Origin of the sequence: Pseudomonas sp. SAR267, assembly GCF_052077595.1 — a bacterium.
Lineage (GTDB): Bacteria > Pseudomonadota > Gammaproteobacteria > Pseudomonadales > Pseudomonadaceae > Aquipseudomonas > Aquipseudomonas vlassakiae.
In genome coordinates this window covers 5,259,765-5,282,016 of record NZ_JBQIHU010000001.1, presented here as the reverse complement: position 1 = coordinate 5,282,016, position 22,252 = coordinate 5,259,765, and the positions used below count along the sequence as shown (strand labels likewise).

Sequence of the window (22,252 nt, the reverse complement as noted above, 5' to 3'; positions counted from 1 at the left end):
GAAAATTCGTATTTCCAGTGTGTATACTTCGGTTTTTTCGAATCGGAACCCGCGCGCGTGCTCAACTATCGGCAGCTCCATTACTTCTGGGCCGTGGCCAAGACTGGCAGCATCGCCCGTGCCAGCGAGCAGCTGAACCTGACGCCGCAGACCATCAGTGGGCAGATGAGCCTGTTCGAGCAGACCTACGGGCTGGAGCTGTTCCAGCGGGTCGGTCGACAACTGGAGCTGACCGAAACCGGCCGTCAGGCCCTGGTCTATGCCGAGCAGATGTTCCAGATTGGCGGGGAACTGGAGGCCATGCTCAGGGCCGGCCCGCAGGAGCAGATCCTGTTTCGCGTGGGGGTGGCCGACGTGGTGCCGAAGTCGATCGTCTACCGGCTGCTGGCCCCGACCATGGAGCTGGATGAAGTGCTGCGCATCAATTGCCGCGAAGACAAGCTCGAACGGCTATTGGCAGACTTGGCGATCCAGCGCCTGGACCTGGTGATTTCCGACAGCCCGATGCCCAGCCACCTGGATATCAAGGGTTATAGCCAGAAGCTCGGCGAGTGCGGCCTGAGCTTCTTCGCCACCCCGGCCCTGGCCAGCCGGCATGCAGGCCCCTTCCCCGCCTGCCTGCAGGATGCGCCGCTGCTGATTCCCGGGCCGGAAACCGTGGTGCGCAGCCGCCTGTTGCGCTGGCTGGGCGAGCAGCAGGTGCAGCCCAGGATCATTGGCGAGTTCGATGACAGTGCGCTGATGCAGGCATTCGGCCAGTCGGGCAGCGGGATATTCGTGGCGCCGAGCGTGATTGCCGAGGAGGTATGCCGGCAGTATGACGTCGCACTGATTGGCCAGACCGAAGCGGTGCATGAGTCGTTCTATGCCATTTCGGTGGAGCGCAAGGTCAAGCATCCGGGGATCGTGGCGATTACCGAGGGGGCACGGCGCGAACTGTTCCACTGGTAGTGGCGGCTCGCGAAAGGACCGGGCCTGAATGTGCTAGAGTCGCGCCCTTTGAAGATTTCGAGACTCCGCTGCACATGACGCCTGTTCTTCGCCTTGTAAACCGCACCAGCCTGGTGACCCAAATCGTCATCGGCCTTGTCGCCGGCATCGCCCTGGCCCTGCTGGCACCTGCCATCGCCCGTGACCTGGGCTTTCTCGGCAAAGTGTTCGTCAGCGCCCTGAAGGCTGTTGCGCCGGTGCTGGTGTTTATTCTGGTCATGGCGTCGATCGCCAACCACCGCCACGGCCAGGAAACCCACATCCGCCCGATCCTCTGGCTGTACCTGCTGGGCACCTTCGCGGCCGCGGTGGTGGCCGTGGTCGCCAGCATGCTGTTCCCGTCGCAACTGGCCCTGAGGACCAGCGAGGTGGCCCTGAGCGCGCCGGGCGGTATCAGCGAGGTGTTGCAGAACCTGCTGCTGAGCGCTGTCGACAACCCGATCAACGCCTTGCTCAACGCCAACTTCATCGGTGTGCTGACCTGGGCCATCGGCCTGGGCGTGGCCCTGCGCCACGCTGGCGATACCACCCGCACCGTGGTCGAGGACCTGTCCAACGGCGTGACCTTGATCGTGCGCGTGGTGATCCGCTTCGCCCCGCTGGGTATCTTCGGGCTGGTCAGCTCGACCCTGGCCCAGTCTGGCCTGGGCGCCCTGCTCGGCTACCTGCACCTGCTGGGTGTGCTGATCGGCTGCATGCTGTTCGTGGCGCTGGTGATGAACCCGCTGATCGTGTTCTGGAAAATCCGCCGCAATCCTTACCCGCTGACCTTGCTGTGCCTGCGCGAAAGCGGCATTACAGCGTTCTTCACCCGCAGTTCGGCAGCCAACATCCCGGTCAATCTGGCGCTGTCGGAGCGCCTGGGGCTGCATGAGGACACCTACTCGGTTTCGATCCCGCTGGGGGCGACCATCAACATGGCAGGCGCGGCAATCACCATCACCGTGCTGACCCTGGCGGCCGTGCATACCCTGGGGATTCCGGTCGACTTGCCGACGGCGGTGCTGCTGAGCCTGGTGGCGGCAATCTGCGCCTGCGGTGCCTCTGGGGTCGCGGGTGGTTCGCTGCTGCTGATTCCGCTGGCGTGCAGCCTGTTCGGCATCCCCAGCGAGATTGCCATGCAGGTGGTAGCGGTGGGCTTCATCATTGGCGTGCTGCAGGATTCGGCGGAGACGGCGCTGAATTCGTCGACCGATGTGTTGTTCACTGCAGCGGCTTGCCAGGCAGAAGAACGGCGCAGCATTTGAGATTGCCGGGGCCGCAAAGCGGTCCCAATTGCCTTACACCCCGGCTTTACCTACGCTAGTGGCCTTTCCCCAGCAATGAGACAGGGCCATGTCAGAACACGAAACCGCAGGCGAAGGCCGCCTCAGCAGCATCGAGATCCGCATTCTCGGCGCGCTCATCGAGAAGCAGGCCACCAGCCCGGAAAGCTACCCGCTGACCCTTAACGCCCTGGTCCTGGCCTGCAACCAGAAAACCAGCCGGGAACCGGTCATGAACCTGACCCCGGGCCAAGTCGGCCAGGCCCTGCGCGCCCTCGAGGGCCAGGGCATGGCACGCCTGCAGATGGGCAGCCGCGCCGACCGCTGGGAACATCGGCTGGACAAGGCCCTGGAACTGGTACCGGCGCAACTGGTGCTGATGGGCCTGATGTTCCTGCGGGGGCCGCAGACCCTCAACGAACTGCTGACCCGCAGCAACCGCCTGCACGACTTCGACGACACCGAGCAGATCCAGCACCAACTGGAGCGCCTGATTTCACGTGACCTGGCCTTGCACCTGCCACGCCAGGCCGGGCAGCGGGAAGACCGCTATACCCATGCCCTGGGTGACCCGGCAGAAATCGAGGCGATTCTGGCAGCGCGCCAGCAAGACGGTGGCGCTCGCAGCAGTGGCAGCAGCGTGTCGGAAGAGCGTATTGAAGCCCTGGAAGCAAGGATCGCGGCGCTGGAAGCACGACTGGCCGAGCTGGAAGGCTGAGCCGCCTAGGGTTCAGGGTCGGGGAAGTTGCGGCAGCTTTTGCGTTCGGCCAGTTCCCGGTCACTGGGGCGCTGGTCGACGAACACGGTGCGGCCGTCTGCGTAGATTTCGAGGTAGCCCCAGTGCAGGTCCTGCTCTTTCTGCCCTGGCTTGGGGGGGACTAGCCACCAGGGTTCGCGGCTGATCAGGGTCATGGTGAAGCTCCTGAGGGTGTCTGCGGTAAGCATAGACACCCTCAGGTTTTGCTTTGTCAGTGTCGGCCCTTTCGCGGCTAAAGCCGCTCCCACAGGTCAACCACAGGCCTGATGGGCAGTGATTTCCCTGTGAGAGCGGCTTTAGCCGCGAAGAGGCCAGTGCAGGCTTACGCCGGTGCCGAAGTGCGGATCAGGTGATCGAACGCCGCCAGCGATGCCTTGGCGCCCTCGCCCACCGCGATGACGATCTGCTTGTACGGCACGGTGGTCACGTCACCTGCGGCAAATACACCCGGCACGCTGGTCTGGCCCTTGGCGTCGACGATGATCTCGCCGCGTGGCGACAGCTCGACCGTGCCTTTGAGCCAATCGGTGTTCGGCAGCAGGCCGATCTGCACGAAGATGCCTTCCAGCGCCAGGTCATGCAGCTCATCGGTATTGCGGTCCTTGTAACGCAAACCCGTCACTTTTTCGCCATTGCCAACCACTTCGGTGGTCAGCGCGCTGGTGATCACCTTGACGTTCGGCAGGCTGTGCAGCTTGCGCTGCAGCACAGCATCAGCACGCAGCTGGCTGTCGAACTCGATCAGCGTCACCTGGGCGACGATACCGGCCAGGTCGATGGCCGCCTCCACGCCAGAGTTGCCGCCACCGATCACCGCCACGCGCTTGCCCTTGAACAGCGGGCCGTCGCAGTGCGGGCAGTAGGCCACGCCGCGGGCGCGGTATTCCTGCTCGCCCGGCACGTTCATTTCGCGCCAGCGGGCGCCCGTGGCGAGGATCACCGTCCTGGCCTTGAGCGAGGCACCGCCGGCCAGGCGCACTTCGTGCAGGCCGCCGTCGCTGGCCGGGATCAGCGCTTCGCCGCGCTGCAGGTTCATGATGTCGACGTCGTACTGCTTGACGTGCTCTTCCAGCGCCGTGGCCAGCTTCGGCCCTTCGGTTTCCTGCACCGAAATGAAGTTTTCGATGGCCAGGGTATCGAGCACCTGGCCGCCGAAACGCTCGGCAGCGACACCGGTGCGGATGCCTTTACGGGCGGCATAGATGGCCGCTGCGGCCCCCGCAGGGCCACCGCCGACCACCAGCACGTCGAAGGCGTCCTTGGCGTTGATCTTCTCGGCCTGGCGGGCACCGGCGTTGGTGTCGATCTTGCCGAGGATTTCTTCGAGGCCCATGCGGCCCTGGCCGAACACTTGGCCGTTCAGGTAGATACTCGGCACCGCCATGATCTTGCGCGACTCGACTTCATCCTGGAACAGCGCACCGTCGATGGCCACGTGGCGCACATTGGGGTTGAGCACGGCCATCAGGTTCAGCGCCTGGACCACGTCCGGGCAGTTCTGGCACGACAGCGAGAAGTAGGTTTCGAAGGTGAATTCGCCTTCCAGCGCCTGGATCTGCTCGATCACTTCGGCACTGGCCTTGGACGGGTGGCCGCCGACTTGCAGCAGCGCCAGCACCAGGGAGGTGAATTCGTGGCCCATGGGGATGCCGGCAAAGCGCAGGCTAATGTCGGCACCCGGGCGGTTCAGCGAGAACGAAGGGCGACGGGCATCGCTGCCGTCCGCGCTGAAGGTAATGAGGTTCGACAGGCCGGCGATTTCCACCAGCAGGTCGTGCAGTTCGCGGGACTTCGCGCCGTCGTCGAGGGAGGCAACGATCTCGATCGGCTGGGTGACCCGCTCCAGGTAGGTTTTCAGTTGCGATTTAAGCGTGGCGTCCAACATACGGGCGATTCCTTTTTTCAAAACTCAGATACAAAAACGCCCAGGCGAGGTCGCCCGGGCGCTTTTACGGGGCGGTAGGTGTTTCAGCTTTGGCGGCTGGCTACCGCCCGCGACGTGCACATCGGCTTAGATCTTGCCGACCAGGTCCAGCGACGGAGCCAGAGTGGCTTCGCCTTCTTTCCACTTGGCCGGGCAAACTTCGCCTGGGTGAGCGGCAACGTACTGGGCAGCCTTGACTTTGCGCAGCAGCTCGGCTGCGTCGCGGCCAACACCACCGTCGTTCAGTTCGACGATCTTGATCTGGCCTTCCGGGTTGATCACGAAAGTACCGCGATCGGCCAGGCCGGCTTCTTCGATCAGCACGTCGAAGTTGCGCGAGATGACGTGGGTCGGGTCACCGATCAGCGGGTACTGGATCTTGCCGATGGTTTCCGAAGTGTCGTGCCAGGCTTTGTGGGTGAAGTGGGTGTCGGTCGATACGCCGTAGATTTCCACGCCCAGCTTCTGGAACTCTGCGTAGTTGTCGGCGAGGTCACCCAGCTCGGTCGGGCAAACGAAGGTGAAGTCGGCCGGGTAGAAGAACACGACGGACCACTTGCCTTTCAGGTCGGCTTCGCTGACCTGAACGAACTCGCCCTTGTGGTAGGCGGTGGCGTTGAACGGTTTGACCTGGCTGTTGATGATAGGCATGAGAGACGCTCCTTCATGGGGTTGGAATCAGTTGATGGAAAGAATCCTAACTGCTGGCCCCGACAAAGGCTCATTGGCAAAGCTCATGCTTGTGATTGGTTTTGGCTATAACCGCAGATAATTAATAGAAGGGAATGGGCTGAGCAAAGGATTGCGCGGTATTCGAGGCCTCATCACCGGAGGGCGGTGACGAGGCCCGCCGCGTCAGCGGGTGACGGTGCGCATGGTGACGAACTCTTCAGCGGCAGTCGGATGCACGCCAATGGTGTCGTCGAACAACTGCTTGGTCGCTCCGGCCTTGAGGGCGATACCCAGGCCCTGGATGATCTCGCCGGCGTCCGGGCCGACCATGTGGCAGCCCAGCACCTTGTCGGTCTCGGCGTCGACCACCAGCTTCATCAGGGTCTTCTCCTGGATGTCGGTGAGGGTCAGCTTCATGGCGCGGAAGCGGCTCTCGAAGATCTGCACCTTGTGCCCGGCGGCCAGTGCCTGTTCCTCGGTGAGGCCGACAGTGCCGATCGGTGGCTGGCTGAACACCGCCGTCGGGATGTTCTGATAATCCACCTTGCGGTACTGCTCTGGCTTGAACAGGCGCCTGGCCACGGCCATGCCTTCGGCCAGGGCCACCGGGGTGAGCTGCACGCGGCCGATCACATCGCCAATGGCGAGGATCGACGGCGCGGTGGTCTGGTACTGCTCGTCGACGCGGATGAAGCCGCGGGCATCCAGTTCAACCCCGGTGTTCTCCAGGCCCAGGTTATCGAGCATCGGGCGGCGCCCGGTGGCGTAGAACACGCAATCGGTGACTAGCTCGCGGCCGTCCTTGAGGGTGGCTTTCAGGCTGCCGTCTTCAAGCTTGTCAATGCGCTGGATGTCGGCGTTGAACTGCAGGTTCATGCCGCGTTTTTCCAGCTCTTCCTTGAGGTGGGTACGCACCGAGCCGTCGAAGCCACGCAGGAACAGTTCACCGCGGTAGAGCAAGGTGGTGTCGGCGCCCAGGCCCTGGAAGATGCCGGCGAACTCGACGGCAATATAACCGCCGCCGACCACCAGCACGCGGCGCGGCAGCTCCTTGAGGTAGAACGCCTCGTTGGAGGTGATGGCCAGTTCCTTGCCCGGAATGTCCGGCACCTGCGGCCAGCCGCCGGTGGCAATCAGGATGTGCTCGGCGCTGAACCGCTGGCCGTCCACTTCCACCTCGTTGGCACCGGTGATGCGGGCATGGCCTTGCAGCAGGGTCACGCCACTGTTCACCAGCAGGTTGCGGTAGATGCCATTGAGGCGCTCGATCTCGCGGTTCTTGTTGGCGATCAGCGTGCCCCAGTCGAAATGGCCCTCTTCCAGGGTCCAGCCAAAACCGGCCGCCTGCTCCAGCTCATCGGCGACGTGGGCGCCGTATACCAGCAGTTTCTTCGGCACGCAGCCGACGTTGACGCAGGTGCCACCGAGGTAGCGGCTCTCGGCCACTGCCACTTTTGCACCAAAGCCCGCAGCGAAGCGCGCTGCGCGGACACCGCCGGAACCGGCGCCAATCACGAACAGATCAAAATCGTAGGCCATGTATTCACTCTCCTAGGCAGGCGCCCAGCATAACGCACTGGGGCCGCTTTGCGCCCCTTCGCGGGCTTGCCCGCTCCCACAGGTATCGGTGTGGGAGCGGGCAAGCCCGCGAAGGGGCGCGAAGCGGCCCCAGTAACCAGCAGCGGCTTAAATCAATATGCCTTGCCGGCCTTGTAGAAGTTCTCGAAGCAGAAGTTGGTCGCCTCGATGTAGCCTTCGGCGCCACCGCAGTCGAAACGCTTGCCCTTGAACTTGTAGGCAATCACGTTGCCTTCGGCGGCCTGTTTCATCAGCGCGTCGGTGATCTGGATCTCGCCACCTTTGCCTGGCTCGGTCTGTTCGATTTTCTCGAAGATGTCCGGGGTCAGGATGTAGCGACCGATGATCGCCAGGTTGGACGGGGCGTCTTCCGGCTTTGGCTTCTCGACCATGGAGTCGACGCGGAAAATGCCGTCCTTGATTTCTTCACCGGCGATGACGCCGTACTTGTTGGTTTCCTGCGGATCGACTTCCTGGATGGCAACGATCGAGCAGCGGTACTTCTTGTACAGCGCGACCATCTGCGCGAGCACGCCTTCGCCTTCCAGGTTGACGCACAGGTCATCCGCCAGAACCACGGCGAACGGTTCGTCACCGATAAGCGGGCGGCCGGTCAGGATGGCGTGGCCCAGGCCTTTCATTTCGGTCTGGCGGGTGTAGGAGAACGAGCATTCGTCGAGCAGGCGACGGATACCGACCAGGTATTTTTCCTTGTCGGTGCCCTTGATCTGGTTTTCCAGCTCGTAGCTGATGTCGAAGTGGTCTTCCAGTGCGCGCTTGCCGCGGCCGGTGACGATGGAAATCTCGTTCAGGCCAGCATCCAATGCTTCTTCAACGCCATACTGGATCAGTGGCTTGTTGACCACCGGCAGCATTTCCTTGGGCATGGCTTTGGTAGCTGGCAGGAAGCGGGTGCCGTAGCCGGCTGCCGGGAACAAGCATTTCTTGATCATAAACATCCTTAAACATAGGCGAAGCCTGTGGAATTCGGCGCAGTCTAATCAGGCGGCATGCAGCTTACAATGCCCTGCCTGCGACGACCGTTGCCATGATAGAGATAACCCAGTGTAGATAGTTCCAAAAAGTTCGTGAAAATCCCGTCATCCGGCCCTTGCGCGGCCCTTGCGTAAGCAGCCGAGAAAGGGCCGGTGCGACGCCCGCTCAGCTACCTGTGCCCTGCCCGATCAGCACCCCGTCGACCTGCTGGCCATAGAGGTTGACGCCGTCGTTGGCATGGAACTTCAGCCGGGTCTTTTCGACGGAACCCTCCACCAGGCGAGGGTCCTGGGGGCGCTCGTGGCGGTTGACCCAGGCAGCCACATCCCACGCCTGCTGATCGCTCAGGCTGCCCGGCTTACCCAGTGGCATGTTGTACTTGATGAACGAGGCTGCGGTATTGATCCGGTGCATGCCGGCGCCCCAGTTGTAGGAGTCCTTGCCCCAGAGCGGTGGCATCACATAGTCACCGGCGACCTTCTGCCCCTCGCCGTTGTCACCGTGACAGATAGCGCACTGATCACGGTAGACCTGCTGGCCGCGCTTGAAGTCGTAGCCACCTTTTGGCTGTGGCACCTCGGGGTAACCGCGACCGGCGATTTCCACGCCGGTGGGCGCCTTGGTCGAAAGCCAGTATGAATACACAGCCAGCGCCGTCATCTGCGGGCTGTCAGCTGCCGGCGGCTTGCCGTTCATGCTGAACTGGAAGCAGCCCTGGATACGCTCGGCGAAGGTGTTCACCTTGTCGTTCTTCTTGCGGTAGGCCGGGTACATCGGGTAAGCGCCCCACAACGGCGCGGAATGCGCCAGGCGGCCCTGATCGAGGTGGCAGTTGCTGCAGTTCATGCCATTGCCCACCGCCTCGGGCATCAACCGGCGGGTGTCGACGAACAGCGCGTGCCCCTCACGGACCATCTTGCCAAAGGCATTGTCGGGCAGCGCGCCTTCGGCGGGCGGTGCGAACCGTGGCGCCGCCTGGGCATCGGGGACTTTCAGCTGCGACTGGTCTTCCATGGCGATGGGGGCCTGGCTGGCAAAGGCACTGCCCGTGGCCAGCAGCAGTAAGGTTGGCAACAGGGTTTTCATGGCTTGGCCTCCGGGCTGGCGGGGTGGGCGAAGTACTCGGCAATTGCCTTGACCTCGGCGTCGGTCATGGCCTTGGCCACGCCTGCCATCAGCTGATTGGAGTCATTGCTACGGCTGCCGTCGCGCCAACCGTTGAGCTGCGCCATCAGGTACGCCGCAGGCTGCCCAGCCAGCGGCGGGAAATGCTCGCCAACCCCGCTGCCGCCTGGGCCATGGCACTGCACGCAGCCGGGTATCTGCCGGCTCCAGTCGCCGTAGAGGGCCAGGCGTTCAGTGGGGTTGGTCGCGATCTGCTGGCGACGCCAGTCCGGGGCAGGATCACTCGGCAGCGCGGCCAGGTACTGGCTGACGGCCTCGATCTCATCGATGCTCAGGGCTTTGGCCAACGGCGCCATGACCGGCTGATGGCGGCTGCCACTGCGCCAGTCGTGCAGCTGTTTGCTCAGGTAACCGGCCGGCAGGCCAGCCAGGCGGGGGAACCCTGCGGCGGCCATGCCCTTGCCGTCCGGCCCATGGCAGCCCAGGCAGGCCATGGCGGCGGGGTTGGCCCCGCCCTGGGTAAAGACTTTCTGGCCATCGGCGGCATGCGCCGCGGGCCAGGTCAGGATCAGCAGGCTGCCGATCACGACGCGACTCAACGGTGTCATCACGAATCTCCATTTCTTTTGTTATAAGCTTAGGCTTAAAAAACATAAGCAAATGGATACTAGCCCTGTAAGGGAATTCGCAACAACGCCCCAGCCGATCACCGGCTGGCAATTGGCCTGCTAAGCGCCGATCCGTTGAGCCAGATCAACTCCCCGAGATGCACTCGGTCGTTGCCTCGCGTACATCACCCGGGCGCAGCGGGAAGTTGTTCAGGCGTTCATGCAGCTTGATGCTGCTGCCGCTGCCCCGCTTGTGGATGTCGAGCAACGCTGCCGGCCCGGAACCTGCCGTAAGCTTTTGCGGCACGATCAGACGCAGGCCGTCGTCGCGCTGCTCCTCTACCAGAGGGTCACGGCTCTTGGCCAGGTGCGCCTTGATGCAATCGGCATATTCGCGCGGCGTCTTGCCGGACATCACATCCATGGTTTCATGGGATTGCTCAAGTTCCGACACACTGACACACCCTCCCAGCGCCAGAAAAAACGCCGCCACCATCCACTTCATTTGCCGCACCTCGAATGACAAGAGAGCGTAGGACAACAGCGAGGCAGTTTTGCTCCCCGCTTTGGCCGTTTTATCCGCCAGCTGCCATCAGGCGCGGCAGCGCAAGCCGACATCGTGGTATCTTTCGCCTTTGCTGAACCAATCCTTGCGGAGCACCACATGAAATTCGTACACCAGCGCGAGCACCTGAACGAGGACGACATCGTCGTCATCGAGTGCTCCCAGCGCTGCAACATCCGCCTGATGAACGACGCCAACTTCCGCAGCTTCAAGAACGGCGGCCGGCACACCTACCATGGTGGCCACTTCGATCGCTTCCCGGCCAAGATCACCGTGCCCAGCACCGGTTTCTGGAACATCACCATCGATACGGTGACCACCCGGCCGATCTCGGTCACGCGCAAGCCGACCCTGACCCACAAGATCAAGATCATCCGCCGCTCGTCGTCGAAACTCGGATAAGGCCCACCATGACCCAGAACATCAAATACGTCATCAAGTACAAGCTCGACGGCCAGCGCCGCTGGGACTTCGCGGTAATGGCCGACGCCTCGCACGAACAGGCCATGCAAGCCCTGCGCAAGATCCACGGCGAAGACGCCGAAAAGATCAGCGACATCCAGGTGAGCAAAGCACTGTAAGGCAGCGGCAACAAGGAGAAGCGCATGAGCAACTGGCCCGACCGTCGTATCCTCGATCTGCTGGGCATCGGGTTGCCCATTCTTCAAGCGCCAATGGCCGGTGCCACGGGTTCGGCCATGGCCATTGCCGTGGCCCGGGCGGGTGGCCTCGGTGCCCTGCCCTGCGCCATGCTCACGGGCGAGCAGGTGCGTAGCGAGATCGAGGCCTTCCGCACGGCCTGCCCTGGGCAGCCGCTGAACCTGAACTTCTTCTGCCACCAGCCGCCAGCGCCGGACCCCGAGCGCGACGCCCGCTGGAAACAGGCCCTGAAAGCGTACTACAGCGAAGTCGGTGCCGATTTCGATGCACCTACGCCCGTTTCCAATCGCGCCCCCTTTGATGAACAGAGCTGCCTGCTGGTCGAGCAACTGCGCCCGGAGGTGGTGAGTTTCCACTTCGGCTTGCCGCACTCGGCACTGCTGCAGCGGGTCAAAGCCACGGGTGCCAAGGTGCTGTCCAGCGCCACCACGGTGGAAGAAGCGCAGTGGCTCGAAGCCAATGGCTGCGATGCGATCATCGCCATGGGCTATGAAGCCGGCGGCCATCGCGGCATGTTCCTCAGCGACGATATCACCAGCCAGATCGGCACCTTCGCCCTGGTGCCGCAGATTGCCGATGCCGTGCGCCTGCCGGTGATCGCTGCCGGCGGCATTGGCGACCACCGCGGCCTGCTGGCAGCCCTGGCCTTGGGCGCCAGCGCGGTGCAGATCGGCACCGCCTACCTGTTCTGCCCGGAGGCCAAGGTCTCCCCTGCCCACCGCCGCGCACTGGACAGCGCAGCGGCCAGCGACACCGCGTTGACCAACCTGTTCACCGGGCGCCCGGCACGTGGCATCAACAACCGCATCATGCGAGAGCTGGGGCCGATGAGCGAACTGGCGCCGCGCTTCCCGCTGGCCGGTGGTGCATTGATGCCACTGCGGGCGATTACCGATGCGCAAGGCAACAGCGATTTCAGCAACCTGTGGTCAGGGCAGGCGTTACGCCTGGGCAGGCACATGCCGGCGGAGCAGTTGACTCGGGAGATTGCCGCAAAGGCGTTGGCGCAGATCAAGCAATAGGATGGTGAATCAGTGCCTGCTTCTTCGCGGGCATGCCCCCCACAGGTACAGTGCAGGCCTTGAGGCCTGTGATGATCCTGTGCGGGCGTGCCCGCGAAGAGGCCGGCACTATCAACCAAAATTCTCCCAGGCTATAACCCGCCTTCCAGCCCCTTCCCGGCAAATGGCCTATCGCTATATAGTTCACACCATAACGATAACCACTCCAAGGAAATGTCTTCATGCGTATCCGCCTGTCCCACTTGGCCGCCACCAGCCTGGCCAGCCTGGCCAGCCTGGTCACACTCAACAGCGCCTGGGCCGACGAGGTGCAGGTAGCTGTCGCGGCGAACTTCACCGCGCCGATCCAGGCCATCGCCAAGGACTTCGAAAAAGACACCGGCCACACGCTGGTCGCCGCCTATGGCGCCACCGGCCAGTTCTATGCGCAGATCAAGAACGGCGCGCCATTCGAAGTATTCCTCGCGGCCGATGACAGCACCCCGAAGAAGCTGGAAGAAGAGCAGCAAATCATCCCGGGCTCGCGCTTCACCTACGCCACCGGCACCCTGGCCCTGTGGTCGGCCAAGCCGGGCTACGTGGATGACAAGGGTGAGGTACTGAAGAACAACCAGTTCCAGCACCTGTCCATCGCCAACCCGAAAGCCGCCCCTTACGGCCTGGCTGCCACTCAGGTGCTGGACAAGCTGAAGTTGACCGAGGCCACCAAGGCCAAGATCGTCGAAGGCCAGAACATCACCCAGGCCTACCAGTTCGTCTCCACCGGCAACGCCGAACTGGGCTTCGTCGCCCTGTCGCAGATCTACAAGGACGGCAAGGTCGCAAGCGGTTCGGCCTGGATCGTCCCGGCCAACCTGCACGAGCCGATCCTGCAGGACGCGGTCATCCTCAACAAAGGCAAGGACAACCCGGCTGCCAAAGCCCTGGTCGACTACCTGAAAGGCCCGAAAGCCGCTGCGGTGATCAAGTCCTACGGTTATGAAATCTGATGCCGCTGGACGCCAGTGACTTCGGCGCGGTCTGGCTGACCCTCAAACTGGCCAGCCTGACCACGCTGATCCTGCTGATCGTTGGGACGCCCATCGCCTGGTGGCTGGCGCGCACGCGCTCGTGGCTGCGCGGGCCGGTGGGCGCGGTGGTGGCACTTCCCCTGGTGCTGCCGCCAACGGTCATCGGCTTCTACTTGCTGATCGCCCTCGGCCCGCATGGCTGGCTCGGCCAGGCTACCCAGGCATTGGGCCTGGGTACCGTGGTGTTCAGCTTCAGCGGCCTGGTGATCGGCTCGACGGTGTACTCCATGCCTTTCGTGGTGCAGCCGCTGCAAAATGCCTTCGGCGCCATCGGCCAGCGCCCGCTGGAAGTGGCCGCGACCCTGCGCGCCAGCCCTTGGGACACCTTTGTCCATGTGGTGCTGCCGCTGGCCCGTCCCGGCTTCATCACCGCCAGCATCCTCGGCTTTGCCCATACCGTGGGCGAGTTCGGCGTGGTGCTGATGATCGGTGGCAACATCCCTGACAAGACCCGCGTGGTGTCGGTGCAGATATTCGATCACGTCGAGGCCATGGAATATTCGCAAGCCCACTGGCTGGCCGGTGCCATGCTGGTGTTCTCGTTCCTGGTACTGCTCCTGCTCTACACCGGGCGCCGTAGCAAGGCTGGCTGGAGCTGAAATGAGCGGATCGATTGTGGCGCGGCTGAAGCTGGCGCGTGACGACTTCACCCTGGACGTCGACCTGAACCTGCCCGGTCGCGGCATCAGCGCGCTGTTCGGCCACTCGGGCTCAGGCAAGACATCATGCCTGCGCTGCCTGGCCGGGCTCGAGCGGGCAGCCAGTGCCTACATCGAGGTCAACGGCGAGGTATGGGAAGACAGTAGCCGCAACTACTTTTTGGCTGCGCACCTGCGCCCGGTGGGCTATGTGTTCCAGGAGGCCAGCCTGTTCCCGCATCTGTCGGTGCGCGGTAACCTGGAATTCGGCTGGCGGCGCATCGCCCCTGCCGAACGCAGGGTCAGCCTGGAACAGGCCCGCGAGTTGCTGGGCATTGGCCACCTGCTCGAACGCAAACCGGCCACCTTGTCAGGTGGCGAGGCGCAACGGGTCGGCATTGCCCGCGCCCTGCTCAGCAGCCCGCGGCTGCTGTTGATGGACGAACCGCTGGCCGCACTCGACGGGCCACGCAAGCGTGAGATCCTGCCGTACCTGGAACGCCTGCACGACGAGCTGGACATCCCGCTGGTGTACGTCAGTCATGCCCAGGACGAAGTGGCGCGCCTGGCCGACCACCTGGTGCTGCTGGAACAAGGCCGGGCCATGGCCAGCGGGCCGATCGGCGAGACCTTGGCCCGCCTCGACTTGTCACTGGCCCAAGGCGAGGATGCCGGGGTGGTCTTCGAGGGCATCGTGGTCGGCCACGATCCGCACTACGGCCTGCTCGACCTGCGCCTGCCCGGCCATGAAGCGCCGCTGCTGCGTATCGCCCACCCGGCGCACAGCATGGGCAGCACGTTGCGGATCAAGGTCCAGGCCAGGGACGTGAGCTTGGCACTGCGCGCCGACGGCACCTCGAGCATTCTCAACCGGCTAGCGGTGCGGGTGCGCGAAACGCGCCCGGCAGACAACCCGGCGCATGTGCTGGTGAGCCTGGACGCCGGCGGCAACGCCTTGCTGGCGCGCATCACCCGGTTCTCGGCGGACCAGCTCGGCCTGCATACCGGCCAGGCGCTGTTCGCGCAGATCAAGTCGGTGGCACTGCTGGGTTGAGCATCATCGAAGCGGCCGTTGTCCATTGATCAGTGACCTGATCGAGGCCCGCCGCCGATGCTCGACTGCCCCCTGCCAGCCAACCTGCATTATGTCGACGACAGCCAGCCGGGCCTGACCCGGCGCCGCTGGCGCGACCGTTTCATTTACCTCGATGCACAGGGGCAGCGCATCCGCGACGAACAAACCCTGGCGCGCATCGCCGCCCTGGTGATCCCACCGGCCTACACCGATGTATGGATCTGCGCCGACCCGCAAGGTCACCTGCAGGCCACCGGCCGCGATGCCCGCGGCCGCAAGCAGTACCGCTACCACGCCCAGTGGCGCGAAATGCGCGACCAGCACAAGTACGGGCGCATGCTGGCCTTTGCCCAGGCCCTGCCGAAACTGCGCGCACAACTGGAAACGCACCTGGCCCGGCCGGGCCTGCACCGGGAAAAGGTCATGGCGCTGGTGGTGAGCCTGCTCGATCACACGCTGATCCGCATCGGCAACGAGCGCTACCTGCGCGACAACCAGTCCTACGGCCTGACCACCCTGCGCAATCGCCACGTTCAGGTGCAGGGCAGCACCGTACGCTTCCAGTTCCGCGGCAAGCGTGGTGTCGAGCACAATGTCACGCTGCGCGACCGGCGCCTGGCCAACCTGCTCAAGCGCTGCATGGAACTGCCCGGGCAGGCGCTGTTCCAGTATCTGGACGAGAACGGCCAGCGGCACAGTATCGGCTCCAGCGAGGTCAACCAGTTTCTGCAGCAGCTCACTGGCGCCGACTTCACCGCCAAGGACTACCGCACCTGGGCCGGCAGCAGCCTGGCGCTGAGCCTGCTGCGGCCATTGGCTTGGGAGCCGGAGAGTGAAGCCAAGCGCCAGGTCGCGGCCATCGTCAAGCAGGTGGCCGCACGCCTGGGCAATACCCCAGCAGTGTGCAGGCGCTGCTATATCCACCCGGCCGTACTCGAACACTACGCCCTCGGGCGCCTCGCCGACCTGCCTGAGCGCCGCGTGCGCAAGGGGCTGGATGCAGAAGAAGTGGCCTTGCTGCTGTTTCTTCAGGCACTGGAGACAAAAGACGATGATTGAGCCGATCTATCCAGCCCATCATGCAGAGAAATTTCCCATAAAGCGCGAACCCCCCTATTCTTGCCGTCGAGCACCTCGTCGACCTGCCTTGCAGCATTTTCTTCGGCACCTGCAACTAAAGACACGCAACAGAATTTGTCTTCCGGGGAATTACTATCCGCCGAAAGCGTCTTTAATGAGAAGGAAGAGGGACCAGCTCCCACCGTTGCGGTCCAATGGCCCGACGGATTTCGACATTACCAAGGAGAACTACATGCTGATACTCACCCGTAAGGTTGGCGAAAGTATCGTCATCAACGATGACATCAAAGTCACCATTCTGGGCGTTAAAGGGATGCAGGTGAGGATTGGCATCGATGCACCAAAAGATGTCCAGGTGCACCGGGAAGAGATCTTCAAGCGCATCCAGGCCGGCAGCCCGGCTCCGGAAAAGCACGACGACCAACACTGACCCGAGCCTCGTTTCAAGCCGCACGGACGCGCTTGACCGACTGGCACAAGCCACAACCTGAACCTCAGGTGCCGAGCAGCTCGCGCACCTTGGCGATCATCTTGTCCATGTCGAACGGCTTGTCGAAGACCGCAGCGAACAGCCTTGGGTCGGCCTTGCTGGCCTGTGCGCTGCTCATGAGAATCACCGGCAAGTCATTGAGCCCCAGTTCGTCGCGGATGGCCCGCGCCAGTTCCCCGCCGTCGAGCACTGGCATCATGTAGTCGGTGATCACCAGCTCCACGCGCTTTTCCTGTAACGCCTCCAGCGCCTTGCGCCCATTGCTCGCCTTTTCCACCAAAAAACCTTCATCCTCCAGGGCAAAGCCGAGGATATCGGCGATCAGGTACTCGTCATCGACGATCAGGATGGTGTTCATCGGCAGGCTCCGTCAGCCAGCCCCTTGCGCGACCGGCGTACCCGAAAGCACGCCTGTGGCACCTTCGAACGCCTTGCGCAGATTGACACCTTGCGGGCCGATGCGCAGTTCGTGCAGCGCCGGATCGTGGTGGCTGTCGCGCACCTTCAAGATCGACAGCATGCGACGCAGCCGGGACTCCAGCTCGACGAAGCGCATCAGCATCAGGTTGTCGACGATGCTCGACAGGTCCGGCGCCGGGGCGGTGATTTCCGAACCGAAAATATCACGCATCTCCCAGGTCAGCATGACGCTGACATCCCGCGCCCGCAACTCACCCGCCAAAGCCCGGAAGAACGCGTTGAGCCGCGCCGGGTCGACCGCCAGGCGGCTGAACGCGCCCAGGCTGTCGATCAACACACGCTTGCTGCCGTGCTGCTCGACCTGCTTGAGCAGACGAGCCCCGACCTGGTCAAGCAGGCCTTCGGTGGTCGGTTGCCAGCTCAGGTGCAAGGCGCCGGAACGCTCGAGGGCGGCAAAGTCGTAGCCCAGCGCCGCAGCCTTCAGGCGTAGGCGGGCAGGCGTTTCGTAAAAACCGAAGTGCAGTGCCGGCTGCTCCACGCTGCCTGCGGCCAGAAAAGCCAGGCCAATCGAGGTTTTGCCAATCCCCGAGGGGCCCATCAGCAGGCTGACCGAGCCCAGCGTCAGCCCCCCGCCCAGCATTTCGTCCAACGTCTCGACACCTGTGGACACCCGGCTCAAGGAGGCAGAGCCCAGCTGGCTGGGGTGGCTGTAAAGCGATTCCAGGCGCGGGTAGAAGTGCATCCCGGCTTCATCGATCAGGCACTCGTGGCGCCCGGACAACGCCCCGCTGCCCCGCGTCTTGCGCAACTGCACGTGGCGCACGGCGCGGCTACCGACCAATTGCTCGCCCAACTCGATCACGCCATCGACCATGGTGTGTTCCGGGCTGTTGTCATCCAGCCGGGCACTGGTCAGCAGCAACACGGTACAGCCGGCGAAGGCCGCGTGCCCTTGCAGCTCCGAGACGAACTTCTTGGTATCCAGCGCCGTTTCCGCACGCACCCGGGCATTGAGCACGCCATCAACGATCAGCAGGCTCGCCTGCTGCTTGCCGATTTCCTGGCGCAGCAACCGGACCACCGCATCGAGCCCCTCCTGTTCGAGGGCGTCGAAGGCACTGACGTACTGGATCTGGTCACCCACCATGCCCGGGTCGAAGAATTCGAGCGTCGCCAGGTACTGGAACAAGCGCTCATGGGACTCGCTGAGCAACGTCGCCACCAGCACCTTGCCGCCGCCCCGTACGTGGCCGCAGGCCAACTGGTTGGCCAGGATGGTCTTGCCCGCACCGGGCGGGCCTTGAACGATGTATGAAGCGCCCGCAACCAGGCCGCCCTTGAGCAAGGCATCGAGCCCTTCGATCCCCGTGACCAGCCGTTTGAGTGCTTGAACCATGGTGGCTACCTGTCGGATTGTGCCCGCGCATCGGGCTGATAGGCCGGCAGATACAGGCGCATGCACGTGCCCTTGCCGAGCGTGCTGTCGACACGGATGGCGCCATTGCTCTGCTTGGCAAAACCGTAGACCTGGCTGAGGCCAAGGCCGGTGCCCTTGCCGAAAGCCTTGGTGGTGAAGAACGGCTCGAAGATACGCGGCAACACCAGCGGGTCGATACCCTCACCCGTGTCATTCACTTCGAAGCACACGAAGGTGCCATGCAGCCCTTCGACTTCCCCCGCCAGTTCGACCGTGAGCACCGCCAGGTCGATCGTGCCCCGCTCGCCGATCGCATCGCGTGCATTGAACAGCAGATTGAGCAGCACCATCTGCAGCTGGCCGGCATCCACCTCGATCAGCGGCAGGCCGGGCTGCAGGTATTCCTGCAACACGATCTCACGCGGCAGCGCATGCTCCAGCAGGCCACGCGTGGAATCCAGCAGCTTGGCCGGGGCGATCAGTGACACATCGAGTTGCCGGTGGCGGGCGAAACTGAGCAGCTGCTGGGTCAGCTCGGTGCCGCGCTGCCCGGCATCGAGGATATGTTCGAGCATGCGTTGCACCCGCGCCGGATCCTGGCTGGCCTGGGCCAGGCGCGCCGAGCTGATGATGATGGTCAGCAGATTGTTGAAGTCGTGCGCCAGGCCGCCAGTCAGCTGGCCCAGCGCTTCGAGCTTCTGCGCCTGGAACAACTGGGCCCGCACGGCGTCGAGCTGCAGCGCCGATTCGCGCCGGTCGGTGATATCACGGGTGACCTTGGCCAGGCCGATGATCTGCCCCTGCTCATCGCGGATCACATCGAGCGCAGCCAAGGCCCAGAATTGCGTGCCATCCTTGCGCACGCGCCAGCCCTCGTCCTGCGCCACGCCCTGCTCCAGGGCCATTTTCAGCAGGCGCTCCGGGCGCCCTTCGGTACAATCCTGAGGCGTGAAGAACAACGAGAAATGCCGGCCTATGACTTCTTCGGCGCGGTAACCCTTGATCCGCTGGGCGCCGGCATTCCAGGACACCACATGGCCGGTGGGGTCGAGCATGTAGATGGCGTAATCCACCACTGATTGCACCAGCTGCTCATAGCGGCTGGCGGGCATGACCGGGTTATCGATACAGTCGGCTGAAACCATGCATACTCCACAGGCACAGCAGGGGGCCTGATTAGCTTAGCCAAGCGTACCCTTCTGCAACAGCACGCGCTGTAACAGATTATCAGCGCTCGGGTTCGACCATGACCAGGCTGATGCGCCTCGGCATCGCCACTTTCAACAGCCACAGGCCCACCAGCAGGATCAGGCCGCCACCTGCCAGCGCCATCAAGCGCTGCGGTTGCTGCTGCTCGCCATCGAACCCCAGTAGCAGAAGGTAGCTACCGAGGGTGATCAGGCTGAGGTACAGAAAAGCGCCCACCAGCAACACCTGCGCGAACAGCAGGCGCCAGAACAACCGGGGACGAACAGCACGCCCGGAAAGAACCGAAGGAGTGGCGTGGAACATGGCGTCACACTCATTGGATCCAATGAACTGGGCAACAGCGGCGTAATGACAGCAAGGTGTCAATTGCCCTTTCGATCGACCCCTCATTCCTTTGATCATAGGCGCTGCGTTTGACTCAACTATAACAATGGGTTATAAAGCGCACTTGATTGTCAGGCCCTTCTGCCTAGAAGCGCGCCGGTCGTCATGACCCTTTCAAGCGTGCGAGTGTGGTGGAATTGGTATACACAGCAGACTTAAAATCTGCTGACTGTCAACACCTTTTATGTCATGCCATTGCACCCACATCAAGGGCTGTAGACCACGTACAACCAAGCTTCTAGCGTTTACCCTCATCCTCTATATCCTTCATTATTTTTGGTCTTTTTGAGAGCTTGGTAGCCATTTGGTAGCCGGCACTTAAAATTAAGCTCAGCTCTCGTAAGCTTTCCTCAGCTCTCGTAAGCCCAAAGCGCCTCCTCCTCGAAAAATTTTATGTTTTCTAAAATTTTTTCCATCATTAAATCGGCTACCAAACCCGCCCTCCAGGCACAAAAAAACCCAGATCGATCTGGGCTTCTTGCTAGCCAGAGCATCGTGCCATGGCCTGTATGAGCATCATGCTCGCGGTTCGGTAGCGGTCAGTCTCAAGACGGAGCCTTTCGACCTCCTCGGCTGGTCGCCCTTCATCCATCGCCTGCAGGTGGGCCCGGATGGCTTGGAGAGCCTGCAGCAATAGCGGCTCGCCGGCTTCTGCCATACCCAGGATCGTTCTTTTCACTGCGACCTCGCACTGGATCTGTGGGCCCGATGGATGCTCAGGTGCTCAAGCTCCTGCTGCCACACCGCCACGAACTTCTCGGAGCCGCGCAGGTAGGGCCCCTCTGCCAGGCGGGTAGAGCCAACACTTGCCGCTTGGAAGCGCTGCAGCCATGGCTCGGGGATGCTGTCCTCGACGACCAGCTGAACGCCGTTGTGGAGCTTCGTATTGATGACATCGACGAGCTCCTGGGCGGAGAGCTGATCACCACTCACGATGTCCTGCAGGCCCTGGTCAAGCTCGTCGAGTTCATCCAGCACCTTTTCAGCGCGAGCGTCTCCAGGCTGTAGATCGGCAAGTGCCCACAGCGCTCTGCGCCTCGCGGTCTCCAGGCTGCGCAGTCGATGATCAATCGTCACATCACTTCTCCCTGCCGCAGGTGGACGTCACAGGCCAAGTTCGACTTCTAACTGCGATCCCCGCAAGGTACGGGTGAGCTCGTCTCTCGGCAGTCTTGCCAGGATTCCATCGGCGAGGTCATTGGCGTGCCGGGCGTACAACGTGACAACACCGGGTACAGGCACGCGACCGGGAACGAGGGCCCCGACTCGCACCTGTGCAATTTTCAGTATATTCACGACATCTGCGTGTAGCGTTTCGGTCGACAGGTGCTCGACGGTCGGCCTTGCGGGAGCGCTCGCACCGTCCCACAGATCTACAATCGTTTCAAACAGCTTTTCGGGGCCGAAATACGCCAAGGCGATTTCCCACAGGCAGCCTTCCTGGGACAACTTCAGGCGGGCCCTAGTCATTGCAGAGGTTCCAACAGATGAGGCTCTTTCTGGATTGTGAGTTCACTCAGCTCACCGCGCAGGCAAAGCTGATCTCCCTGGCATTGGTCGCCGAGGATCGCCGGGAATTCTACGTGGAAGTGATGGACGCGTGGCGAGAAGAAGACTGCAGTGAGTTCGTGAAGGAGATCGTACTGCCGCAGCTCTGGGGAGGCGAGTACGCCATGCCGATTATCGAGGCCAGAGCGGCGCTCCTAGGGTTCCTGGCAACCTATGACGAAGAGCTCGAGATTGTCACTGACGCACCTGCCTACGACTGGGAGCTGTTCTGCGAGCTCGCCTATGACAATGGGAAATGGCCCCAGAACGTCAGAAATTTCCCCACCGATGCCACGACCCTAACTGAGACGAACGATGGGGAGGAATTGCCTCACCATGCCCTGCTCGACGCTAGGATCATTGCAAGCATGTTCACGGCTAGAGCGTAACCATCTCACGCTCGATGGATGGCCTGAGGTGCTCAGGCATGTTGTTGTGGACGTGCAAGTCGACCGGCACACCCAACATGGCCTGGAGCTCATCCTCGAGCTCGGCGATGTCGAACAAGGAAATCTTGCCAGCCATTGCTGGAGGAATGGTGGCGAGCAGATCGAGGTCACTCCCTTCGTGGTCATCGCCTCGAGCGGCGGAGCCGAAGAGTTTGGGCTCAATGAAGCCATAGGCCTCGATTAGGCGCCGGATGCCCCCTTCCTCGCCTCGTATCGCGTCACTGGGCTTCATACCTTTCTCCTTGAAGCACGGCCTCGCTGGTTATGACCTTGGCAGGCGCTTGTCGATTATCGCTGCAGCTAGCACCTA

The 22,252-nt window shown here is 62.7% G+C and carries 28 protein-coding genes and 1 pseudogene; 12 read left to right on the top strand and 17 right to left on the bottom strand.

The window, feature by feature from the left end; genetic code table 11:
- Window positions 1-57 precede the first annotated feature (57 nt).
- The 3 genes from nhaR (at window position 58) to ACTORR_RS24960 (ending at window position 2,973) form a co-directional block, all read left to right on the top strand.
- Window positions 58-951 (top strand): transcriptional activator NhaR, encoded by an 894-nt coding sequence (gene nhaR / locus ACTORR_RS24970; RefSeq protein WP_313365703.1) that lies wholly within the window; start codon window positions 58-60, stop codon window positions 949-951.
- Between the two features lie 74 nt (window positions 952-1,025).
- Complete coding sequence (gene sstT / locus ACTORR_RS24965) at window positions 1,026-2,237, top strand: serine/threonine transporter SstT (RefSeq protein ID WP_054884955.1); 1,212 nt, start codon at window positions 1,026-1,028, stop codon at window positions 2,235-2,237.
- Between the two features lie 88 nt (window positions 2,238-2,325).
- Window positions 2,326-2,973, top strand: a complete 648-nt coding sequence (locus ACTORR_RS24960; protein WP_054884954.1) for a YceH family protein — start codon at window positions 2,326-2,328, stop codon at window positions 2,971-2,973.
- A gap of 5 nt (window positions 2,974-2,978) precedes the next feature.
- Here the strand turns inward: ACTORR_RS24960 and ACTORR_RS24955 are convergent, their stop codons facing one another.
- The 8 genes from ACTORR_RS24955 to ACTORR_RS24920 form a co-directional block, all read right to left on the bottom strand.
- A complete protein-coding gene (locus ACTORR_RS24955) occupies window positions 2,979-3,167 on the bottom strand; it encodes a hypothetical protein (RefSeq protein WP_041166543.1) in 189 nt (62 codons plus the stop codon).
- 167 nt (window positions 3,168-3,334) lie between these two features.
- Window positions 3,335-4,897 (bottom strand): alkyl hydroperoxide reductase subunit F, encoded by a 1,563-nt coding sequence (gene ahpF, locus ACTORR_RS24950; RefSeq protein ID WP_054884953.1) that lies wholly within the window; start codon window positions 4,895-4,897, stop codon window positions 3,335-3,337.
- Window positions 4,898-5,023: 126 nt separating this feature from the next.
- Window positions 5,024-5,587, bottom strand: a complete 564-nt coding sequence (gene ahpC, locus ACTORR_RS24945; protein ID WP_054884952.1) for an alkyl hydroperoxide reductase subunit C — start codon at window positions 5,585-5,587, stop codon at window positions 5,024-5,026.
- A 204-nt stretch (window positions 5,588-5,791) separates the two neighbouring features.
- A complete protein-coding gene (gene gorA, locus ACTORR_RS24940) occupies window positions 5,792-7,147 on the bottom strand; it encodes a glutathione-disulfide reductase (RefSeq protein WP_099814495.1) in 1,356 nt (451 codons plus the stop codon).
- A 152-nt stretch (window positions 7,148-7,299) separates the two neighbouring features.
- Window positions 7,300-8,139, bottom strand: a complete 840-nt coding sequence (gene galU / locus ACTORR_RS24935) for a UTP--glucose-1-phosphate uridylyltransferase GalU (protein WP_054884950.1) — start codon at window positions 8,137-8,139, stop codon at window positions 7,300-7,302.
- A 208-nt stretch (window positions 8,140-8,347) separates the two neighbouring features.
- Window positions 8,348-9,268: a c-type cytochrome gene (locus ACTORR_RS24930; RefSeq protein WP_313365120.1), complete on the bottom strand. Its 921-nt coding sequence runs from the start codon at window positions 9,266-9,268 to the stop codon at window positions 8,348-8,350.
- Window positions 9,265-9,915 carry a c-type cytochrome gene (locus tag ACTORR_RS24925; protein WP_313365121.1) on the bottom strand — a complete coding sequence of 217 codons (651 nt, stop codon included), beginning with the start codon at window positions 9,913-9,915 and terminating at the stop codon, window positions 9,265-9,267. Before ACTORR_RS24925 ends, ACTORR_RS24930 begins: the two co-directional genes overlap by 4 nt.
- A gap of 145 nt (window positions 9,916-10,060) precedes the next feature.
- Window positions 10,061-10,420 carry a hypothetical protein gene (locus ACTORR_RS24920; RefSeq protein WP_054884947.1) on the bottom strand — a complete coding sequence of 120 codons (360 nt, stop codon included), beginning with the start codon at window positions 10,418-10,420 and terminating at the stop codon, window positions 10,061-10,063.
- A gap of 159 nt (window positions 10,421-10,579) precedes the next feature.
- Between ACTORR_RS24920 and ACTORR_RS24915 the strand changes: the two genes are divergently transcribed.
- The 8 genes from ACTORR_RS24915 to csrA all read left to right on the top strand — a co-directional run bounded on the left by ACTORR_RS24915 (window position 10,580) and on the right by csrA (window position 16,455).
- Window positions 10,580-10,882: a DUF1883 domain-containing protein gene (locus ACTORR_RS24915; RefSeq protein WP_054884946.1), complete on the top strand. Its 303-nt coding sequence runs from the start codon at window positions 10,580-10,582 to the stop codon at window positions 10,880-10,882.
- Window positions 10,883-10,890: 8 nt separating this feature from the next.
- Window positions 10,891-11,061 (top strand): hypothetical protein, encoded by a 171-nt coding sequence (locus ACTORR_RS24910; RefSeq protein ID WP_176509522.1) that lies wholly within the window; start codon window positions 10,891-10,893, stop codon window positions 11,059-11,061.
- A 24-nt stretch (window positions 11,062-11,085) separates the two neighbouring features.
- On the top strand, window positions 11,086-12,162 hold the full coding sequence (locus ACTORR_RS24905; RefSeq protein WP_099815848.1) for an NAD(P)H-dependent flavin oxidoreductase: 1,077 nt from the start codon (window positions 11,086-11,088) through the stop codon (window positions 12,160-12,162).
- 221 nt (window positions 12,163-12,383) lie between these two features.
- Complete coding sequence (gene modA, locus ACTORR_RS24900; RefSeq protein ID WP_313365122.1) at window positions 12,384-13,151, top strand: molybdate ABC transporter substrate-binding protein; 768 nt, start codon at window positions 12,384-12,386, stop codon at window positions 13,149-13,151.
- Window positions 13,151-13,831, top strand: a complete 681-nt coding sequence (modB, locus tag ACTORR_RS24895) for a molybdate ABC transporter permease subunit (RefSeq protein ID WP_313365123.1) — start codon at window positions 13,151-13,153, stop codon at window positions 13,829-13,831. The genes modA and modB overlap by 1 nt, the downstream gene beginning before the upstream one ends.
- Before the next feature lies 1 nt (window position 13,832).
- Window positions 13,833-14,924 (top strand): molybdenum ABC transporter ATP-binding protein, encoded by a 1,092-nt coding sequence (gene modC, locus ACTORR_RS24890; protein WP_313365124.1) that lies wholly within the window; start codon window positions 13,833-13,835, stop codon window positions 14,922-14,924.
- Between the two features lie 57 nt (window positions 14,925-14,981).
- Window positions 14,982-16,004: a DNA topoisomerase IB gene (locus ACTORR_RS24885; protein ID WP_054884941.1), complete on the top strand. Its 1,023-nt coding sequence runs from the start codon at window positions 14,982-14,984 to the stop codon at window positions 16,002-16,004.
- A gap of 253 nt (window positions 16,005-16,257) precedes the next feature.
- Window positions 16,258-16,455 carry a carbon storage regulator CsrA gene (gene csrA, locus ACTORR_RS24880; RefSeq protein WP_012315047.1) on the top strand — a complete coding sequence of 66 codons (198 nt, stop codon included), beginning with the start codon at window positions 16,258-16,260 and terminating at the stop codon, window positions 16,453-16,455.
- Window positions 16,456-16,519: 64 nt separating this feature from the next.
- Here csrA and ACTORR_RS24875 read toward each other — a convergent pair whose 3' ends face one another.
- The 8 genes and pseudogenes from ACTORR_RS24875 to ACTORR_RS24840 all read right to left on the bottom strand — a co-directional run bounded on the left by ACTORR_RS24875 (window position 16,520) and on the right by ACTORR_RS24840 (window position 21,415).
- Window positions 16,520-16,873, bottom strand: a complete 354-nt coding sequence (locus ACTORR_RS24875; protein ID WP_313365126.1) for a response regulator — start codon at window positions 16,871-16,873, stop codon at window positions 16,520-16,522.
- 12 nt (window positions 16,874-16,885) lie between these two features.
- Window positions 16,886-18,331 carry an ATPase domain-containing protein gene (locus tag ACTORR_RS24870; RefSeq protein WP_313365127.1) on the bottom strand — a complete coding sequence of 482 codons (1,446 nt, stop codon included), beginning with the start codon at window positions 18,329-18,331 and terminating at the stop codon, window positions 16,886-16,888.
- A 5-nt stretch (window positions 18,332-18,336) separates the two neighbouring features.
- Window positions 18,337-18,840: an ATP-binding protein gene (locus ACTORR_RS24865; RefSeq protein WP_430294821.1), complete on the bottom strand. Its 504-nt coding sequence runs from the start codon at window positions 18,838-18,840 to the stop codon at window positions 18,337-18,339.
- A 21-nt stretch (window positions 18,841-18,861) separates the two neighbouring features.
- Window positions 18,862-19,464: pseudogene (locus tag ACTORR_RS24860) on the bottom strand (PAS domain S-box protein); the annotation flags it as partial.
- Window positions 19,465-19,579: 115 nt separating this feature from the next.
- Complete coding sequence (locus ACTORR_RS24855) at window positions 19,580-19,864, bottom strand: hypothetical protein (protein WP_313365129.1); 285 nt, start codon at window positions 19,862-19,864, stop codon at window positions 19,580-19,582.
- A gap of 562 nt (window positions 19,865-20,426) precedes the next feature.
- Window positions 20,427-20,624 carry a hypothetical protein gene (locus tag ACTORR_RS24850; RefSeq protein WP_313365130.1) on the bottom strand — a complete coding sequence of 66 codons (198 nt, stop codon included), beginning with the start codon at window positions 20,622-20,624 and terminating at the stop codon, window positions 20,427-20,429.
- Window positions 20,621-21,022 (bottom strand): hypothetical protein, encoded by a 402-nt coding sequence (locus tag ACTORR_RS24845; protein WP_313365131.1) that lies wholly within the window; start codon window positions 21,020-21,022, stop codon window positions 20,621-20,623. Before ACTORR_RS24845 ends, ACTORR_RS24850 begins: the two co-directional genes overlap by 4 nt.
- A 27-nt stretch (window positions 21,023-21,049) precedes the next feature.
- Window positions 21,050-21,415 (bottom strand): hypothetical protein, encoded by a 366-nt coding sequence (locus ACTORR_RS24840; protein WP_441344008.1) that lies wholly within the window; start codon window positions 21,413-21,415, stop codon window positions 21,050-21,052.
- A gap of 17 nt (window positions 21,416-21,432) precedes the next feature.
- Between ACTORR_RS24840 and ACTORR_RS24835 the strand changes: the two genes are divergently transcribed.
- Window positions 21,433-21,882 carry a hypothetical protein gene (locus ACTORR_RS24835; protein ID WP_441344007.1) on the top strand — a complete coding sequence of 150 codons (450 nt, stop codon included), beginning with the start codon at window positions 21,433-21,435 and terminating at the stop codon, window positions 21,880-21,882.
- Here ACTORR_RS24835 and ACTORR_RS24830 read toward each other — a convergent pair.
- The gene (locus ACTORR_RS24830; RefSeq protein ID WP_111533177.1) at window positions 21,872-22,174 is read right to left on the bottom strand and encodes a nucleotidyltransferase family protein; all 303 of its coding nucleotides are present in this window, start codon (window positions 22,172-22,174) and stop codon (window positions 21,872-21,874) included. The genes ACTORR_RS24835 and ACTORR_RS24830 overlap by 11 nt on opposite strands.
- Between the last annotated feature and the right edge of the window lie 78 nt (window positions 22,175-22,252).

Excerpts from the sequence above, each read along its gene's own strand:
- ACTORR_RS24875 (WP_313365126.1), bottom strand. The coding sequence starts at position 16,873 with ATGAACACCATCCTGATCGTCGATGACGAGTACCTGATCGCCGATATC.
- csrA (WP_012315047.1), top strand. The coding sequence starts at position 16,258 with ATGCTGATACTCACCCGTAAGGTTGGCGAAAGTATCGTCATCAACGAT.
- ACTORR_RS24840 (WP_441344008.1), bottom strand. The coding sequence starts at position 21,415 with ATGACTAGGGCCCGCCTGAAGTTGTCCCAGGAAGGCTGCCTGTGGGAA.
- ACTORR_RS24885 (WP_054884941.1), top strand. The coding sequence starts at position 14,982 with ATGCTCGACTGCCCCCTGCCAGCCAACCTGCATTATGTCGACGACAGC.
- ACTORR_RS24925 (WP_313365121.1), bottom strand. The coding sequence starts at position 9,915 with ATGACACCGTTGAGTCGCGTCGTGATCGGCAGCCTGCTGATCCTGACC.
- ACTORR_RS24905 (WP_099815848.1), top strand. The coding sequence starts at position 11,086 with ATGAGCAACTGGCCCGACCGTCGTATCCTCGATCTGCTGGGCATCGGG.
- galU (WP_054884950.1), bottom strand. The coding sequence starts at position 8,139 with ATGATCAAGAAATGCTTGTTCCCGGCAGCCGGCTACGGCACCCGCTTC.
- ahpF (WP_054884953.1), bottom strand. The coding sequence starts at position 4,897 with ATGTTGGACGCCACGCTTAAATCGCAACTGAAAACCTACCTGGAGCGG.
- ACTORR_RS24910 (WP_176509522.1), top strand. The coding sequence starts at position 10,891 with ATGACCCAGAACATCAAATACGTCATCAAGTACAAGCTCGACGGCCAG.
- ACTORR_RS24960 (WP_054884954.1), top strand. The coding sequence starts at position 2,326 with ATGTCAGAACACGAAACCGCAGGCGAAGGCCGCCTCAGCAGCATCGAG.
- gorA (WP_099814495.1), bottom strand. The coding sequence starts at position 7,147 with ATGGCCTACGATTTTGATCTGTTCGTGATTGGCGCCGGTTCCGGCGGT.
- ACTORR_RS24835 (WP_441344007.1), top strand. The coding sequence starts at position 21,433 with ATGAGGCTCTTTCTGGATTGTGAGTTCACTCAGCTCACCGCGCAGGCA.
- modA (WP_313365122.1), top strand. The coding sequence starts at position 12,384 with ATGCGTATCCGCCTGTCCCACTTGGCCGCCACCAGCCTGGCCAGCCTG.
- ACTORR_RS24930 (WP_313365120.1), bottom strand. The coding sequence starts at position 9,268 with ATGAAAACCCTGTTGCCAACCTTACTGCTGCTGGCCACGGGCAGTGCC.
- ACTORR_RS24870 (WP_313365127.1), bottom strand. The coding sequence starts at position 18,331 with ATGGTTCAAGCACTCAAACGGCTGGTCACGGGGATCGAAGGGCTCGAT.
- modB (WP_313365123.1), top strand. The coding sequence starts at position 13,151 with ATGCCGCTGGACGCCAGTGACTTCGGCGCGGTCTGGCTGACCCTCAAA.
- modC (WP_313365124.1), top strand. The coding sequence starts at position 13,833 with ATGAGCGGATCGATTGTGGCGCGGCTGAAGCTGGCGCGTGACGACTTC.
- ACTORR_RS24920 (WP_054884947.1), bottom strand. The coding sequence starts at position 10,420 with ATGAAGTGGATGGTGGCGGCGTTTTTTCTGGCGCTGGGAGGGTGTGTC.
- ACTORR_RS24915 (WP_054884946.1), top strand. The coding sequence starts at position 10,580 with ATGAAATTCGTACACCAGCGCGAGCACCTGAACGAGGACGACATCGTC.
- ACTORR_RS24955 (WP_041166543.1), bottom strand. The coding sequence starts at position 3,167 with ATGACCCTGATCAGCCGCGAACCCTGGTGGCTAGTCCCCCCCAAGCCA.
- ACTORR_RS24855 (WP_313365129.1), bottom strand. The coding sequence starts at position 19,864 with ATGTTCCACGCCACTCCTTCGGTTCTTTCCGGGCGTGCTGTTCGTCCC.
- ACTORR_RS24830 (WP_111533177.1), bottom strand. The coding sequence starts at position 22,174 with ATGAAGCCCAGTGACGCGATACGAGGCGAGGAAGGGGGCATCCGGCGC.
- ahpC (WP_054884952.1), bottom strand. The coding sequence starts at position 5,587 with ATGCCTATCATCAACAGCCAGGTCAAACCGTTCAACGCCACCGCCTAC.
- sstT (WP_054884955.1), top strand. The coding sequence starts at position 1,026 with ATGACGCCTGTTCTTCGCCTTGTAAACCGCACCAGCCTGGTGACCCAA.